We start from the raw sequence: 14515 nt of genomic DNA, 5'->3' as shown, positions 1-14515 counted from the left end.
GAACAAAGCCGGCTCGACGCGGGCGTTCGCGTCGAGCCGGGCTCTCGGCAGGCCCGTTTCGACGCAAATGCCCGCGTCGCTGAGCGAGGGGAACAGCGCAGGACTTCTCGGGCGAGCGCTGCACTGCTCGAGGCGGGCGTGGTGCACGCGCCGGAGCATCGTTCGACATCGCGCGTTTGTATTGCTACATTGAGACAAACGACAGACAAAGAAGGATGCTCTCGATGACGTTGCTCGCCACCCTCGTACCCCTACTCGTGATCGCCGTGATCGTGGCCCTCGTGCTGCTCGTGCAGCTCACCCCCGCCTCGCTCGCCGCGAGCGTGGAACGGCTCGCGCGCCGCGTCAACCTCGCCCTCGACGACGATGTGCGCGACGAGGTCATGCGGTTCCAGCGTCGCCGCGTCGTCGCCTCCGCGCTCGGGGCCCTCGCGGCCGCGGGCGTGGTGCTCGTGCTCGTGCCGACCGACTCGTCCCTGCGCTCGGGCGCGATCGTGCTCGGAGTCTTCGGCGGTGTCGCGATGGGCGTCGCCGTCGCGGCGCTGCTGCACGCGCGGCGGGCGCACCGCGACGCCGCAGACCGGGCGGCACCGAGCGCCGGGCGCCTGACCCCCGTTCACATCGCCGACCTCGTGCCGTCGGGCGAGCGCCGCGGCATGCCGATCGCGCTGGCCGTCGGCGCAGTGCTGGTGCTCGTGATCCTGCTCGGGCTGGGCCTGACCGACCAGCTCGACCAGCTCGATCCGACGGCGATGGCCGTGGCGTTCGGACTCCTCGCACTCGCCGCCACGAGCACGCTCCTCTGGTGGGCGCTCGGTACGCGTATCGCGCGCTGGCGCCCCATCGGCGGCGGCACACAGGCCCTCGCATGGAGCGACGCCCTCCGCTCGCTCACGCTGCGCGACATGATCGCGCTGCCGCTCACCGCGGCGATCTACGCACCGCTCGTGCTGCTCGGCGAACTGATCTCCCTCGCCGAGCCTCCCGTCGCGATCATCGCCGGAGCCGGCCTGGGCCTGCTCGCCCTCGTCGTGCTCGTCGTCTCGATCGTCGCCGCGGCGCTGCAGGCGAGCCCGGCCTCGCCGCGCAACCCGGCACAGCACTACCAGCGCCGGCTCTGGCCCGAGCTCGCGCACGGCGGTGCCCGATGAGCGATCGACTCCCCTTCGTCGCCGCCGTGACGCTCGTCTTCGTGGCGCTGTGGGCGTCGCAGCTGCTGCGCACGCGCTCGCCCCACTGGCAGCAGCGGCAGCTCCACCGCCTCGCCTCGCGCGCCGACCTCGCGGTGCCCGCCGAGCTCGAGCCCGAGCTGCTGCGCCTCGTGACGCGACGCCAGCGTGGCTGGATGCTCGGCATGGGCCTGGCGAGCACTCTCGGTCTCGCCGCCCTTCTGGTGAACGACGAGCTCGCGACGAGTTCGTGGTCGTTCCTCGTCATGCCGCTCTCCGCGTTCGTCGGCGTGATCTCGATGACGGTGATGCAGCTCGTCGACCGGCGGCGTCGGTCGTTCGGGCAGCCCGTCGCACGCCTGGAGCGGCTGAGTCCGCTCGACCTCGTGCCGCCGCGGGTCGTCACGCTCGTCGTGGCGATCACGTCGCTCAGTGCGGTGCTCGCGCTCAACAACGTGAGCACCATCCCGAGCTCGCCGCTGTCGCCGGCCCTGCCGGTGACCGGAGGCCTCGTCGCGCTCGGAGTCGTGTCGCTGCTCCTCTTCGCGCCGGCTGTCCGCTTCATCGCGGGCTCGCGCCCGGTCGCGGGCGACACGATGACGCTCGCGTGGAGCGACGCGCTCCGCGCCGAGAGCGCTCGCGACCTGCTGACGATCCCAGCGTTCGCGGCGCTCCTCGCCGTGCCGGTGCTGATCGCTGACGCCTTCTGGCTCGCGGAGGCGACACTCGCGGGCGCGGCGGCCGGCCCAGCAGTGGGCTTCTACGCCACGATCGGTCTGCTCACGGTGCTGCTCGTGGTCGTGCTCGACCGGCGAACGGCTCAGCATTTCCGGCGTCGCTTGTGGTCGGCGCCGGCGCCCGCATCGGGGATGATCGCATCATGATCGTCACGATCGACCCGCGGTCGGCGACGCCGCCGTTCGAGCAGCTGCGCGTGCAGGTGCGCGACGCGGTCGCGACCGGCGCCCTCGCGGCGGGGGCGAAGCTGCCGACGGTGCGCGCCCTCGCGCAGGAGCTCGGCCTCGCCGTCAACACGGTCGCCCGCGCCTACCGCGAGCTCGAGGCCGACGGCATCATCGAGACGCGCGGTCGCAACGGCACCTTCGTCGCCCAGCACGGCGACCCCACGGAGCGCCAGGCCCAGGATGCTGCGCGCCAGTTCGCCGACCGCATCCGCCGCCTCGGCCTCGCCGACGACGTCGCGCTCGCGCTCGTGCAGGCTGCCCTGCGAGCCTGAGCCTCGCCGCGCGCCGCCCTACAGCGGCAGCTCGGCGAGCGCCGGGTACGGGTTGCCGAACCGGTGCGCCGTGACGCTCACCGACTGCTCGCGCAGGAACGGCAGCAGCTCCACGCGGCCCGCGGTCGTGACGGGCCCCGACCAGAGCGCGACGTCGGGGTCTCCGCCGAGGGCGGAGAGCAGCTCGCGGGCGAGTTCCGACGCGGGCCGAGCATCCGCGCCCCCGGTGTCGGCACCGATGAGGCGGATGCGCGCCGGTCGCTCCGCGACGACGCGCGCCGTGAACGCCGCATCGCTCTCGATCGCGACCGAGGCGGCGCGCAGCGGCGAGTCGGCCTGCCCCGCGAGCGACAGCAGCGCCGAGGGCAGCGCGACCGGCGTCGACACGGCCACGGGCGCGCCCGCCCGCACGGCCGCGAGCAGCACGCGCACGAGCGAACCGGCCGACACGCCCTCGGCGAGCCGCACCACGACGGGCTCCGTCACGGGGCGGTAGCGCAGCACGTTCCGCTCCACGCCGAGGTCGCTGACGTCGCGGGCGACGCCGAACTCGTCGGCCCACGCGCGCTCGTCCGCGAGCGCGCCGGCCCGCGCGGTGTCGAAGCCCGCGAAGTCGAGGCCGGGCTGCGCCGCCTCGAGCACGGTGCGCACGCGAGCGCTCAGCCCGCGCATGCTGAGGTTCTGCTTCGGCGAGCGAGGCACGGGCATCCACGTGCCGAAGCTGGCCACGTACGAGGGCCCGCCGGCCTTCGTCGACCCGCCGACGCTCGAGCGCTTCCAGCCGCCGAACGGCTGGCGGCGCACGATCGCGCCCGTGATGCCGCGGTTGACGTAGAGGTTGCCGGCCTCGACGTGCTCCGCCCAGTAGGCGACCTCGTCGGCGTCGAGCGAGTGCAGCCCTGCCGTGAGCCCGAAGGGCGTCGCGTTCTGCAGGTCGAGCGCCTCGTCCAGGTCGCGAGCGCGCATCAGGCCGAGCACCGGCCCGAAGTACTCGGTCGTGTGGAACTCGCTGCCCGGCGCGACGCCGAGCCGCACCCCCGGCGACCACAGCCGGCCCTCCTCGTCGAGGCGGCGCGGCTCGACGAGCCACTCCTCCCCCGGGCCGAGCTCGGTGAGCGCGCGCAGCAGCTTGCCCGACGCCGGCTCGATGAGCGGCCCGACGACCGTGGTCGGGTCGGTCGCCCAGCCGACGCGCAGGGTGCGCACGGCATCCACCAGCTGGCGACGGAACGCCGGCGCATCGGCCACCGACCCCACGAGGATGCCGAGCGACGCCGCCGAGCACTTCTGCCCCGCGTGGCCGAAGGCCGAGCGGGCGAGGTCGGCGGCGGCGAGGTCGAAATCGGCCGAGGGCGTCACGACGATCGCGTTCTTGCCGCTCGTCTCCGCCAGCAGCGGCAGGTCGGGCCGCCACGAGCGGAACAGCGCCGCCGTCTCGAATGCCCCCGTCAGCACGACGCGGTCGACCGCCGGGTGGCTGACGAGCTGCCGCCCGAGCTCGTTCTCGGGCACGTCGACGAGGCGCAGCACCTCGCGCGGCACGCCCGCATCCCACAGCGCCTGCACCATAACGGCGGCGCAGCGGCGCACCTGCGGGGCGGGCTTGATGATGACGGCACTGCCCGCGGCGAGCGCCGCGAGCACCCCGCCTGCCGGGATCGCGACGGGGAAGTTCCACGGCGGCACGACGAGCGTCAGCCGCACGGGCTCGAACCGCGCCTCCTCCACGCGCGCGAGGTCGCGCGCGCTCTCGGCGTAGTAGTGGGCGAAGTCGATCGCCTCGCTCACCTCCGGGTCGCCCTCGGCGAGGGTCTTGCCGGCCTCGGCGGCCATGACCTCGAGCAGCTCCGCGCGGCGGGCGGCGAGCATCCGCCCCGCGGCGTGCAGCACGGCGGCGCGATCGTCGGCCGAGCGAGAAGCCCAGGCGGATGCGGCGCCGCGCGCGTCGGCGATCTCGCGCTCCAGGGCCCCCGGCGTCGCGATCGCGGCGGCGGCCGCGACGTCGGCGCCGAGCGTGCTCGCCGCGGCGCGCGCGAGGATCGCGCGGCCCCACTCCCGGTTGGCGGGCAGCGCCGGGTCGGTGTCGGGCTCGTTGTCGAAGTTGTCGCGCACGCCCGAGCTCGCGACCGTCGCGGTGAGGGGCAGCTCGCGCGGGGCATCCGTCGCCGTCAGCCGGTTCTGCACGCGGTGCGGCGCCGGCGCGGCCGGATGCTGGACGAGGTCGGCGAGCGAGGCCAGGAAGCGGCCCTGCTCGCGGTCGAAGATCGGCTGCGAGCCGGCGAGCTCGAACGCGCCGGAGAGGAAGTTCTCGGTGCTCGCGTTCTCCTCCAGGCGGCGGATCAGGTAGCTGATCGCCGACTCGAAGTCCTCCGGGTGCACGACGGGCGTGTAGAGCAGCAGCGAGCCGACCGTGCGGCGCACCGCCGCCGACTGGTCGGGCGCCATGCCGAGCAGCATCTCGAACTCGACGCGGCTCTCGACGCCGCGCGAGGTGGCGAGCAGGTGCGCCCAGGCGATGTCGAACAGGTTGTGGCCGGCGACGCCGATGCGCACGGCGTCGACCCGGTCGGGGCGCAGGGCGAGCTCGAGCACGCGCTTGTAGTTGGCGTCGCTAGCCTGCTTGCTCGGCAGCACGGCGACGGGCCAGCCGTGCACGGCGGCGTCGACGCGCTCCATGGCGAGGTTGGCGCCCTTCACGACGCGCACCTTGATGCCGGCGCCGCCCGCGGCCCGGCGGCGCTGCGCCCACGCGGTGAGGCGCTCGAGCGCGGGCACCGCCTCCGGCAGGTAGGCCTGCAGCACGATGCCGGCCTCGTACTGGGCGAGCGAGCGCCGGTCGAGCAGCTTCTCGAAGACCGAGATCGTCAGGTCGAGGTCGCGGAACTCCTCCATGTCGAGGTTCAGGAACGTGCCCGAGCGCGCCGCCTCCTCGTAGAGCGGCACGAGGCGCTCGACGACGCGCTCGACGGTCTCGTCGAAGGCCCACATCGACAGCTGGCTGACGATCGACGACACCTTGACCGAGACGTAGTCGACGTCGTCGCGAGCGACGAGGGCGCGGATGCCCGCCAGGCGCTTGTCCGCCTCGGCGTCGCCCAGCACCGCCTCGCCGAGCAGGTTGATGTTGAGCCGATCGCCGTCGGCCCGCAGCCGCTCGAGCGTGGCGCCGAGCCGGTCGGGGCTCGCGTCGACGATGAGGTGCCCGACCATCTGCCGCAGCACGCGCCGCGCGATGGGGATGATCGGGTTCGGCAGGAACCGCGCGAACCCGCCGCCGAGCGCGATGAGCGCCCGCATCGGCGCGGGCAGGAACCTCGGGATGCGCTCGCTGAGCTCCTCCAGGTTGCGGGCCGCGACGCGCAGGTCCTCCGGCCGGGCGACGCGGTCGACGAAGCCGATCGCGAAGTGCAGCCCGTCGGGGTCTTTCAGCAGTCCGGCGAGGCGTGCGGCGGCCGCGTCGGGCTTCGCATCGCCGGCCTCGTCGAGCCAGCGGCGCACGAGGGCGACGGCCTCGTCGCCGAGGGCGGCGAGCGACGCAGCCTCGGGGTGGGCATGCGGCTCGGCCCCCGCCTGCGCTGAGCGGTCGAGCGGGTGATCGATCGAAGAGCTCATGGTCATCAGCGTGTCAGCCTCCGCGGTGAGGGGCCCGAGCCCGCGCACATCGCGGCCCCGTCGTGCCCTGCTCGGGCCAGTCTGCGCCGGGCGGCGCGTCGAGAAAAGCGGGCATTCACGCACGGTTATGTTCGGGATGCCCGAACAATTCGCCGAGGAGGCCTCCGTGCTCGACGTGCGCCGCCTGAGCCTGCTGCGCGAGCTGCACCGACGCGGCACCGTGCACGCCGTCGCCCGCGCCCTGTCGTACAGCCCGTCGACGATCTCGCAGCAGCTCGCCCAGCTCGAGCTCGAGGCGGGCGTGCCGCTGCTCGAGCGCGTCGGCCGGGGCGTGCAGCTGACCCCGCAGGGCGAGCTGCTCGCCGAGGGTGCGGGCCGCGTCCTCGACGAGATGGAGCGCCTCGAGTCGGCGCTCGGAGCATCCGTGGCCGCGACCGCGGACGAGCCGCTGCGCGGAACCGTGCGGCTCGCGGTGTTCCAGTCGGCGGCTCTGGGCATCGTGCCTCGCGCGCTCTCGCTGCTCGAGGCCGAGCATCCGTCGCTGCGCGTCGAGGTGACCCAGCGCGAGCCCGAGAGCGCGCTCGACGAGGTGTGGGCGCGGGAGTTCGACCTCGTCATCGCCGAGCAGTACCCCGCGCACGCCGCCCCGCTGCGGCGCGAGCTCGACCGCGTGCCGCTGCACCGCGACGCCCTGCGGCTCGGCGTGCGGTCGCGGTCGCGGGTGCGGTCGCTCGTCGACGTCGCCGACGCCGCGTGGGTCATGGAGCCGCGCGGCACCGCCAGCCGCCACTGGGCCGAGCAGCAGTGCCGCCTCGCGGGCTTCGAGCCCGACGTGCGTTTCGAGACCGCCGACCTGCAGGCGCACGTGCGGCTCATCGAGGCCGGCCACGCCGTCGCCCTGCTGCCCGACCTGCTGTGGATGGGCGGCCGCGCGCCCGTACGGCTCGTCGACCTGCCGGGAGCGCCCGCGCGCGAGGTGTTCACGGCCGCGCGTCGCTCGTCGGCCGACCGCCCCGCGATCGTCGCCGTGCGAGGGATGCTCGCTCGCGCTGTCGCGCCGTAACCCACTACGGTCACAACATGAGCAATCAACGGAAACCGCGAGCCGACGTCGCCGCCACTGTCGCACTCCTCGTCGTCATCACGGTCGTGAGCATTGCGCTCGCTATCGGCACCGACCTCGACGTCTTCGCGCGACTCTTCATCGCCGTGGGCGCGGGTTTGGTCGCGGCGATCGTGACCTATATCGCCGTCGGTCGCCGACGGGCACAGTGAGCCTGGCGGCGCCGTCGTAGGCTGACGGAACTCGACCCGCGACGCCGCGGGATCGCACCGCCGCGAAGGAGCCCGTGCCCGTGATCCCGTCCACCGAGCGCCGCGACGTCGTCATCATCGGCGGGGGCCACAACGCCCTCGCCGCGGCCGCCTACCTGAGCCGTGCGGGCCTCGAGGTCGAGGTGCTCGAGCGGCTCGACGTGCTCGGCGGCGCCGCGATCTCCGCCCAGGCCTTCCCCGACGTGGATGCCCGGCTCAGCCGCTACTCGTACCTCGTGAGCCTGCTGCCCCAGCGCATCATCGACGACCTGGGCTTGAGCATCCGCCTCGCGCCGCGCCGCTACTCGTCGTACACCCCGCTGCCCGGCACCGACCGCGGGCTGCTCGTCGACAACCACGACGCCGCCGCGACCGCCGCCTCGTTCGCTGCCCTCGGCGCGGGCGCCGACGCCGAGGCGTGGGGCCGCTTCTACGAGGGAACGCAGCGGCTCGCCCGCGCGCTGTTCCCGACGGTGACCGACCCGCTGCTGACGCGATCGGAGGCTCGGGCGGCCGTCGCCGACGATGCGGTGTGGGATGCCCTCATCGAGCGACCCGTCGGCGAGACGATCGAGGGCACCTTCGCCGACGACCTCGTGCGCGGGGTGGTCTACACCGACGCGCTCATCGGCACCTTCGCCCCGAACGTGGATGCCACGCTCACCGCCAACCGCTGCTACCTGTACCACGTGATCGGCGGCGGCACGGGCGACTGGAACGTGCCGGTCGGCGGCATGGGGGCGGTGAGCGGCGAGCTCGCGCGGGCGGCGCGGCTCGCGGGGAGCATCCTCACCCCGAACGCCGAGGTGACCGCACTGAGCCCGGACCGCGTCGTGACGGTGCGGCAGGGCGGGTCAGGCGGCAGCGGCGACGGCGCGACCGAGCGCCGCATCGCGGCCGACCACGTGCTCGTCGGATGCTCGCCGCAGGAGCTCGCGCGCCTGCTCGCCGCCGGCGGCGCCACGGCCGACGACGAGCACGGCACCGCCTGCCCCGACGCCGAGGGCGCCCAGGTGAAGGTCAACATGCTGCTGCGCCGGCTTCCTCGCCTGCGCGACGCGAGCGTCGACCCTGCGGCGGCGTTCGGCGGCACGTTCCACATCAACGAGACGTGGACGCAGCTGCAGGCCGCCTACGACGCGGCCGCGGGCGGCGCGGTGCCCGACCCGATCCCGGCGGAGATCTACTGCCACTCACTCACCGACCCCTCGATCCTGTCGCCCGAGCTGCAGGCGGCCGGCGCGCAGACGCTCACGGTCTTCGCCCTCCACACTCCCGACCGCCTGCTCACCGAGGGCACGAACGATGCGATGCGCGCCCGCCTCGAGCGCGGCGTGCTCGACTCGCTGAACTCGGTGCTCGCCGAGCCGATCGGAGACCTCCTGCTCACCGACGGCAACGGCGACCCGTGCCTGGAGACGAAGACGACGCGCGACCTCGAGCACGCGCTGCGCCTGCCGGGCGGCAGCATCTTCCACGGCGACCTGTCGTGGCCGTTCGCGGAGGACGGCGCCGACCTCTCGACGCCCGCCGCGCGCTGGGGCGTCGACACGGGCCTGCCGGGCATCTTCTTCTGCGGCTCGGGCGCGCAGCGCGGCGGCGCGGTCTCGGCGATCGGCGGGCACAACGCGGCGATGGCGGTGCTCGAGAGCCGCTGAGCACGGCCGCGGTGGCGGCGGACCGCTCGCGCAGCCGATGCCGCGGGTTCTGGTGGCCCGGCGCGCCGCGGGTGACGCGGTCGCCGGGCATGCCGCGGGTGACGGGGTCGCCGGGCATGCCGCGGTCGCCGCGGGCGCGGCGCACGCTAACGCCGGTCGGTCGAGTGCGGGCCGTCGCACGGCCCGCCTCTCCCCAGGGGCGGTCGCGACGCACCCTCTGCGAACGGCGGAAAATCGCGACGTCGGTTCACGATCTTCCGCCGTTCGCAGAGTCTGCCGATAAGGACTGCACCCGGGGCGCTGCGGCGCGGACTACCCGTCGGCGAGCGCGTAGACGGCGAGCGCCGCCCCGAGCAGACCAGTGATGCCGAGCACGATCGCGCCCCGGACGATGTACGGGTAGGGGTGCCGCTCCTCGGGCCGGTGGCGCGAGACCCGGGGCGTCGTCGCGCCGATCACCAGCCCCCCGACCGCCACGACACCGGCGGCGATCGCGACACCGGGCTCGCCGAGGCGGAACGCCGTGAAGGCCGCGAACATCGCCACGAGCGCCGCCGAGGCCGACGTCCGCTGCCACGACAGAGTCGTGCGGTTCGCCGAACCGGCCTGGACGCTCGGAACCATCAGACGCCCGTCAGCGCCTGGTAGGCCGAGAACGCGGCGAGGAAGATCGCGACGGCGACGACCGCGCCGACCAGCCACGGCAGCGCCGCGGGCGGGGGCAGCGGCTCCTGCAGGCGCAGTGCCCGCTCGGTGCGGCGCCAGCTCACGAGCGCCCACACGGCGAGCAGTCCGCCGCCGAGGCTCGCGAGGCCCGCGATCGCGACGATGACGGTCGGCAGCTCGCCGAAGCTCGCGAGCGTCGCGAGGGCGACACCGCCGGCGACGAGCGCGAGGCCCGTGCGGATCCACGACAGCGCCGTGCGCTCGTTCGCGAGGCTCGCCTGCACGTCGGGCTCGCTGCCGACGCCGTACACCGACTGCGGCTTGCGGTCGTCGGGGGCGGTCGAGGGGGCGGGTCGGGCGGCGTCGGAGCTCACCCTGGCACCGTAGCGAGCCGGAGCGCCACGAGCCACCCCCGCGCGCCGCTCAGTCCCACACGCTCGGCGTCGGCTCGCGGCGCGGCGGCAGGCTCGCGGCGGCGCTCCAGTCGGCGAGCCACGACGGCAGCGGGTGGTTCTGCGGGTCGAGGCCGAACAGCTCGGCGAGCTCGGGAATCGGCACGATGCCGCCCGACTTCTTCAGGAACCGCGCCTTGATCACGCCGCGCGCGCACACCTCGCCGTCGCGCACGAAGCGCTGCTCGACGTAGCCGGCGACCTCGTCGAGGCCGACGATGCGGCTCTCGACCGTGAACCGCTGCCACGGCTCGAGCGAGCGGCGGTAGGTGATCGTCGAGCTCACGACGACCGGGTAGTACCCGCGGCGGCGCAGCTCGGGCCAGACGCCCGAGCGGGCCATGAGGTCGATGCGCCCCAGATCCATGATCGACAGGTACACGCCGTTGTTCATGTGGTTGAGCACGTCGAGGTCGGTCGGCCAGACGCGGAACGTCGTGCGCGCCACATCCGTCGGCGCCAGGCGCGGCCCGAATCGCGAGCGGATGCTGAGCCACAGCAGGCGGAAGAGCATGTTCACTCCGCCGAGGCTACGAGCCGAGCATCCGGCCGTCGCGCCGCCTGTCGGCCACCTCCAACCGCAGCCCCCGCTCCGTGCCCGCGGTGGTCCGCAAACATCAGAAGCTCGCTGGCAGCACCGTGATGCGCATCACCGTCTTGCTCGTGCCGATGTGCCGCTCGAACGTGAACCCGGCCTTCTCGAACATCGCCCGCGTGCCGTTGTGGAGAAACGATGACGAGGTGCGCTTGCCGGGCACGAGCTCATTCGGGAACGACACCACTTCGCCGCCTCCGGCCGCGGCGATGAGGGCGAGCGCACCATCGAGAGCCCCGCGGGCGACGCCCGAGCGGCGGTGGTCGCGGTCGACGAAGAAGCACGTGATACGCCACGGAGCCGGTCTCGACTCGCCCGCGTCGTACTGCTTGCGGTGGTAGATGTTCGGAAGCTCGATCGGGCTGCCGTACTCGCACCAGGCGATCGCGTCGTCGCCGTCGAAGACCAGCGCCGCGTGAGCGACCCCCTCCTCGACGAGCCGCCGCTTGAACGTCGCCCGGTCGTAGTCGGCCTTCACGGTCCCCGCGGTGTCGCCGTGGAAGTACGAGCAGTAGCAGCCGCCCCACACGCCATTGTGCTTCTGCGCGAGCGCAAGCCACGCGGGGAATGTCTCGGCGGTGAGCGGCTTGATGACGTGCGGCATGTCGGCTCTTTCGTGTGCTTTCGGTCAGTGCCCGCGGTGGTCCTGGATCGTCATGCGCGGCCCCTGGCGGGGCGCCGTCGAGCCGGTCAGCATGACGAGCCGCACGACCCGCTGCCGATGAGCGGAGAACGGCTCGAGCAGTCGCAGCATGCCCGCGTCTTCGGTGCGCGACCCGGTGAGCACGTGCCCGACGAGCCCCGCGAGGTGGAAGTCGCCGACGCTGATCGCATCCGCGTCGCCGTGGGCGCGCTGGGTGATCTCCGCCGCCGTCCACACCCCCACCCCCGGGATCGACGTGAGCGCCGCCGTGACCGCCGCCCCGCCGCGGCCGTGCGCGAGCGTGCGCTCGAGCGCCGGCGCGACCGCCATCATGCGGCGCAGCGTGCGCATGCGCTGCGGGCCGACCCCGGCGCGGTGCCAGTCGTGGTCGGGGATGCTGCGCCAGCGCTCGGCGTCGGGCAAGACACGCATGCCCTCCGGCGCGGGCCCGGGCGGCACCTCGCCGTGCTGCCGGATGAGCGTGCGCCACGCGCGCCGCGCCTCGACGCCCGTGACCTTCTGCTCGAGCACCGCCCCGACGGCGGAGTCGAGCACGATGCCGGTGCGCAGCAGCCGCAGGCCGGGGTGCTGCCGTCGCAGCCGGGCGAGCCCCGCGACGACGCCGCGCGGGTAGCGCCCGCCCGCCTCGTCCGCTGCGTGCGCCGCGAGCAGCGCGTCGAGCTCGCTCCAGTCGTCGCCCTCGCCGAGCAGCTCGGGCGCGTGGTCGATCGACCACGCGGCGCCGGGGCCCCAGGCGGCGAGCTCGACGGCGGTGGCGGGCGAGCCATCGGGCGCGGTCGCGCGGTGGGCGAGCATCCGCAGCAGGGCCGGGCCCTCGGGGGTGCGCTGGGTGCGCCACGCGGCCCCGTCGACCGTCCACTGCAGCGTCGGGTCGGCGTGGCCGCGACGCAGCGGGAAGAGCGTGAGCCGCAGATCCACCGGCCGGCCGGGAGCGTAGACGCCGGCCGCGTCGGGGGTCGCCGAGCCCGGCGCGGGGCGCGCGTCGGCGACGGTCGTCATGCGGGCAAGGGTAGGCGCAGCATCCGACGCCGCCTACTCGGCCGGGTGCCCGCCCGAGGCGACCGGCGCGGTGATGCGCAGCGTGACCGAGCGATCGGTCGTGCCGCGCAGCTTCTGCAGGCCGAGGATCGCCAGGTACTGGGCCCCGTACTTCCGCTTGAAGAGCGCCACGAGCCGCTCGCGCCCCTCGGCGCTCTCGTCGACGACGGCGTGCCCGACCACCACGGGGGCGCCGTCGAGCGGGCGCCCGACGCGATCGCACGCCTGCAGCGTGACGCGCGGCGTGTGGCGGATGCGCTTCGTCTAGCCGGCATCGCGCGCGGTCGTGACGATGAGCGCGTCGCCATCGCGGCCCACCCACACGGGAGTGGCGACGTCGACGCCCGACCTCCGGGTCGTCGTCAGCAGCACGTACTGCTCGTCGGCGAGGTCGAGGAGGGAGGGCGACGTCATGAGGCGAAAACTAGTCGGGGCGGCTGGACGCTCGATGCGCATCCGCCGCCCCGACGCAGCGAGGGACTACTCGCAGGTGTAGGTGACGCCGTCGATCTCCCAGACGCCCGTGCCGAGCTCGTTGCAGACCTCGGCGACCTGGCCGATGAAACCGCCGAACAGCGCACCGCCGGCGACGATCGCCCCGATGCCGATGATGAGGCCGAGCACCATGAAGACGATGCTGAGCCAGATCGCGGCGGTCGCGAGGCCGTTCTTGTAGCCCGCGGCCTTCGACTTGTTGCGCGCGACGATGCCGAGGATGAGGCCGACGATCTGGAAGAGGAAGGCGAACACGAGGGCGATGATGCCGAGCGTGCGGCCCGGGTCCTCACCGGTGGCGGTGGCGGGCGCCGAGTAGGCGGGCGCGGCCGGCGCGGGCGGCGCCGCCGGGTACGAGGCCGGGGCGGCGGCGGGCTGGGCCGGCTGAGCGGCCGGGTCGCCGGGCGTAGTGGGGTCGGTCATCGCGGTCTCCTGTCGCAGGCGGGGTGGAGGTCGAGCACCCCTCGGGTGCTCTCAGCGCGCACTCTAGCGCCGAGCATCCGCCCAGCGACAGAGGCGCAAGGCTCTGGCGCGAGCGCCCCGTTTTCGTCGGACGACCCTCCCTCGACTTAGATAGAGCCCATGCGCATCGGAATGCTGACCTCAGGCGGCGACGCCCCGGGCCTCAACGCCGTCATCCGCGGGGCGGTGCTCGTCGGCACCACCGTGCACGGGCACGAGTTCGTCGGGTTCAAAGACGGCTGGAAGGGCCTCGTCGAGAACGACACGCTGCCGCTGTCGCGCCACGAGGTGAAGGGCATCAGCAAGCTCGGCGGCACCATCCTCGGCACGAGCCGCACAAACCCCTTTGAGGGTCGCGGCGGCGTCGACCGCATCAACGAGGTCATGGTTGAGAACGGCCTCGACGCCCTCATCGCGATCGGCGGCGAGGGCACGCTCGCGGCCGCGAAGCGGCTGACGGATGCGGGGGTCAAGATCGTGGGCGTGCCCAAGACGGTCGACAACGACCTCGACGCCACCGACTACACCTTCGGCTTCGACACCGCCGTCGGCATCGCGACCGAGGCGATGGACCGCCTGCGCACCACGGGCGACGCGCACAACCGCTGCATGGTCGCCGAGGTCATGGGCCGCCACGTCGGCTGGATCGCCCTGCACTCGGGCATGGCCGCCGGCGCGCACGCCATCCTCATCCCCGAGCAGAAGACGAGCCTCGACCAGGTGGCCGCGTGGGTGAAGAGCGCCTACGACCGCGGCCGCGCGCCGCTCGTCGTCGTCGCCGAGGGCTACACGCTGCCCGAGGATGACGAGCCGCACTCCGAGCGAGGCCTCGACGCCTTCGGCCGCCCGCGCCTCGGCGGCATCGGCGAGCGCATCGCGCCGCTCATCGAAGCCCGCACCGGCATCGAGACGCGCGCGACGACGCTCGGGCACATCCAGCGCGGCGGCACCCCGAGCGCTTTCGACCGCGTGCTCGCCACGCGCCTCGGCATGGCGTCGATCAACGCCGTCAACGAGGGCGAGTGGGGCCGCATGGTCGCCCTGCGCGGCACCGAGATCGTGCATGTGCCGTTCGAGGAGGCCCTCGGCACGCTCAAGACGGTGCCGCAGTCTCGCTACGACGAGGCGGCGCTGCTCTTCGGCTAGCCGCGCG

General features: G+C 73.9%; 16 protein-coding genes. 7 read left to right on the top strand and 9 right to left on the bottom strand.

The features are described from left to right. The first annotated feature begins 224 nt into the window (after positions 1–224). Genes ID804_RS00320 through ID804_RS00310 form a run of 3 tightly spaced genes read left to right on the top strand, consistent with a single transcriptional unit; the run spans position 225 to position 2406 of the window. Positions 225–1151: a hypothetical protein gene (locus tag ID804_RS00320; protein ID WP_169076990.1), complete on the top strand. Its 927-nt coding sequence runs from the start codon at positions 225–227 to the stop codon at positions 1149–1151. Further along, complete coding sequence (locus ID804_RS00315) at positions 1148–2053, top strand: hypothetical protein (protein WP_169076989.1); 906 nt, start codon at positions 1148–1150, stop codon at positions 2051–2053. The genes ID804_RS00320 and ID804_RS00315 overlap by 4 nt, the downstream gene beginning before the upstream one ends. Further along, complete coding sequence (locus ID804_RS00310) at positions 2050–2406, top strand: GntR family transcriptional regulator (protein WP_169076988.1); 357 nt, start codon at positions 2050–2052, stop codon at positions 2404–2406. The genes ID804_RS00315 and ID804_RS00310 overlap by 4 nt, the downstream gene beginning before the upstream one ends. A gap of 18 nt (positions 2407–2424) precedes the next feature. On the opposite strand, the gene ID804_RS00305 is transcribed toward ID804_RS00310, so the two are convergent. Then, positions 2425–6018 (bottom strand): proline dehydrogenase family protein, encoded by a 3594-nt coding sequence (locus ID804_RS00305; protein WP_169076987.1) that lies wholly within the window; start codon positions 6016–6018, stop codon positions 2425–2427. A gap of 166 nt (positions 6019–6184) precedes the next feature. Between ID804_RS00305 and ID804_RS00300 the strand changes: the two genes are divergently transcribed. The 3 genes from ID804_RS00300 (at position 6185) to ID804_RS00290 (ending at position 8990) form a co-directional block, all read left to right on the top strand. Continuing rightward, positions 6185–7081: a LysR family transcriptional regulator gene (locus ID804_RS00300; RefSeq protein ID WP_169077735.1), complete on the top strand. Its 897-nt coding sequence runs from the start codon at positions 6185–6187 to the stop codon at positions 7079–7081. 17 nt (positions 7082–7098) lie between these two features. Next, positions 7099–7293 (top strand): hypothetical protein, encoded by a 195-nt coding sequence (locus tag ID804_RS00295; protein WP_169076986.1) that lies wholly within the window; start codon positions 7099–7101, stop codon positions 7291–7293. A gap of 83 nt (positions 7294–7376) precedes the next feature. After that, the gene (locus ID804_RS00290; RefSeq protein ID WP_188219148.1) at positions 7377–8990 is read left to right on the top strand and encodes a phytoene desaturase family protein; all 1614 of its coding nucleotides are present in this window, start codon (positions 7377–7379) and stop codon (positions 8988–8990) included. A 312-nt stretch (positions 8991–9302) separates the two neighbouring features. On the opposite strand, the gene ID804_RS00285 is transcribed toward ID804_RS00290, so the two are convergent. From ID804_RS00285 to ID804_RS00255, 8 genes are all read right to left on the bottom strand, one after another. Then, positions 9303–9614, bottom strand: a complete 312-nt coding sequence (locus tag ID804_RS00285) for a hypothetical protein (protein WP_169076984.1) — start codon at positions 9612–9614, stop codon at positions 9303–9305. Continuing rightward, on the bottom strand, positions 9614–10030 hold the full coding sequence (locus ID804_RS00280) for a YidH family protein (protein WP_317451114.1): 417 nt from the start codon (positions 10028–10030) through the stop codon (positions 9614–9616). The genes ID804_RS00285 and ID804_RS00280 overlap by 1 nt, the downstream gene beginning before the upstream one ends. A 49-nt stretch (positions 10031–10079) precedes the next feature. Continuing rightward, positions 10080–10622, bottom strand: a complete 543-nt coding sequence (locus tag ID804_RS00275) for an acyl-CoA thioesterase (protein WP_169077733.1) — start codon at positions 10620–10622, stop codon at positions 10080–10082. A 103-nt stretch (positions 10623–10725) separates the two neighbouring features. Beyond that, entirely contained in the window at positions 10726–11307 is a 582-nt protein-coding gene (locus ID804_RS00270) for a GNAT family N-acetyltransferase (RefSeq protein WP_169076983.1), read from the bottom strand. Between the two features lie 24 nt (positions 11308–11331). Next, on the bottom strand, positions 11332–12366 hold the full coding sequence (locus ID804_RS00265; RefSeq protein ID WP_188219130.1) for a DNA-3-methyladenine glycosylase family protein: 1035 nt from the start codon (positions 12364–12366) through the stop codon (positions 11332–11334). 33 nt (positions 12367–12399) lie between these two features. Further along, the gene (locus ID804_RS12125) at positions 12400–12591 is read right to left on the bottom strand and encodes a hypothetical protein (RefSeq protein ID WP_211160871.1); all 192 of its coding nucleotides are present in this window, start codon (positions 12589–12591) and stop codon (positions 12400–12402) included. Between the two features lie 78 nt (positions 12592–12669). Next, positions 12670–12819, bottom strand: a complete 150-nt coding sequence (locus ID804_RS12120) for a PNPOx family protein (RefSeq protein ID WP_211160870.1) — start codon at positions 12817–12819, stop codon at positions 12670–12672. Between the two features lie 66 nt (positions 12820–12885). Continuing rightward, a complete protein-coding gene (locus ID804_RS00255; RefSeq protein ID WP_169076982.1) occupies positions 12886–13323 on the bottom strand; it encodes a DUF4190 domain-containing protein in 438 nt (145 codons plus the stop codon). Positions 13324–13482: 159 nt separating this feature from the next. Between ID804_RS00255 and ID804_RS00250 the strand changes: the two genes are divergently transcribed. Beyond that, positions 13483–14508 carry a 6-phosphofructokinase gene (locus ID804_RS00250; protein ID WP_169076981.1) on the top strand — a complete coding sequence of 342 codons (1026 nt, stop codon included), beginning with the start codon at positions 13483–13485 and terminating at the stop codon, positions 14506–14508. Positions 14509–14515: the final 7 nt, after the last annotated feature.

The sequence above is a fragment of the Microcella alkalica genome (genome assembly GCF_014595885.1).
In the GTDB taxonomy this organism is placed as follows: Bacteria; Actinomycetota; Actinomycetes; order Actinomycetales; family Microbacteriaceae; genus Microcella; species Microcella alkaliphila_B.
Note: the sequence above shows the minus strand (reverse complement) of the source record. Positions and strands in the feature narration are given on the sequence as shown.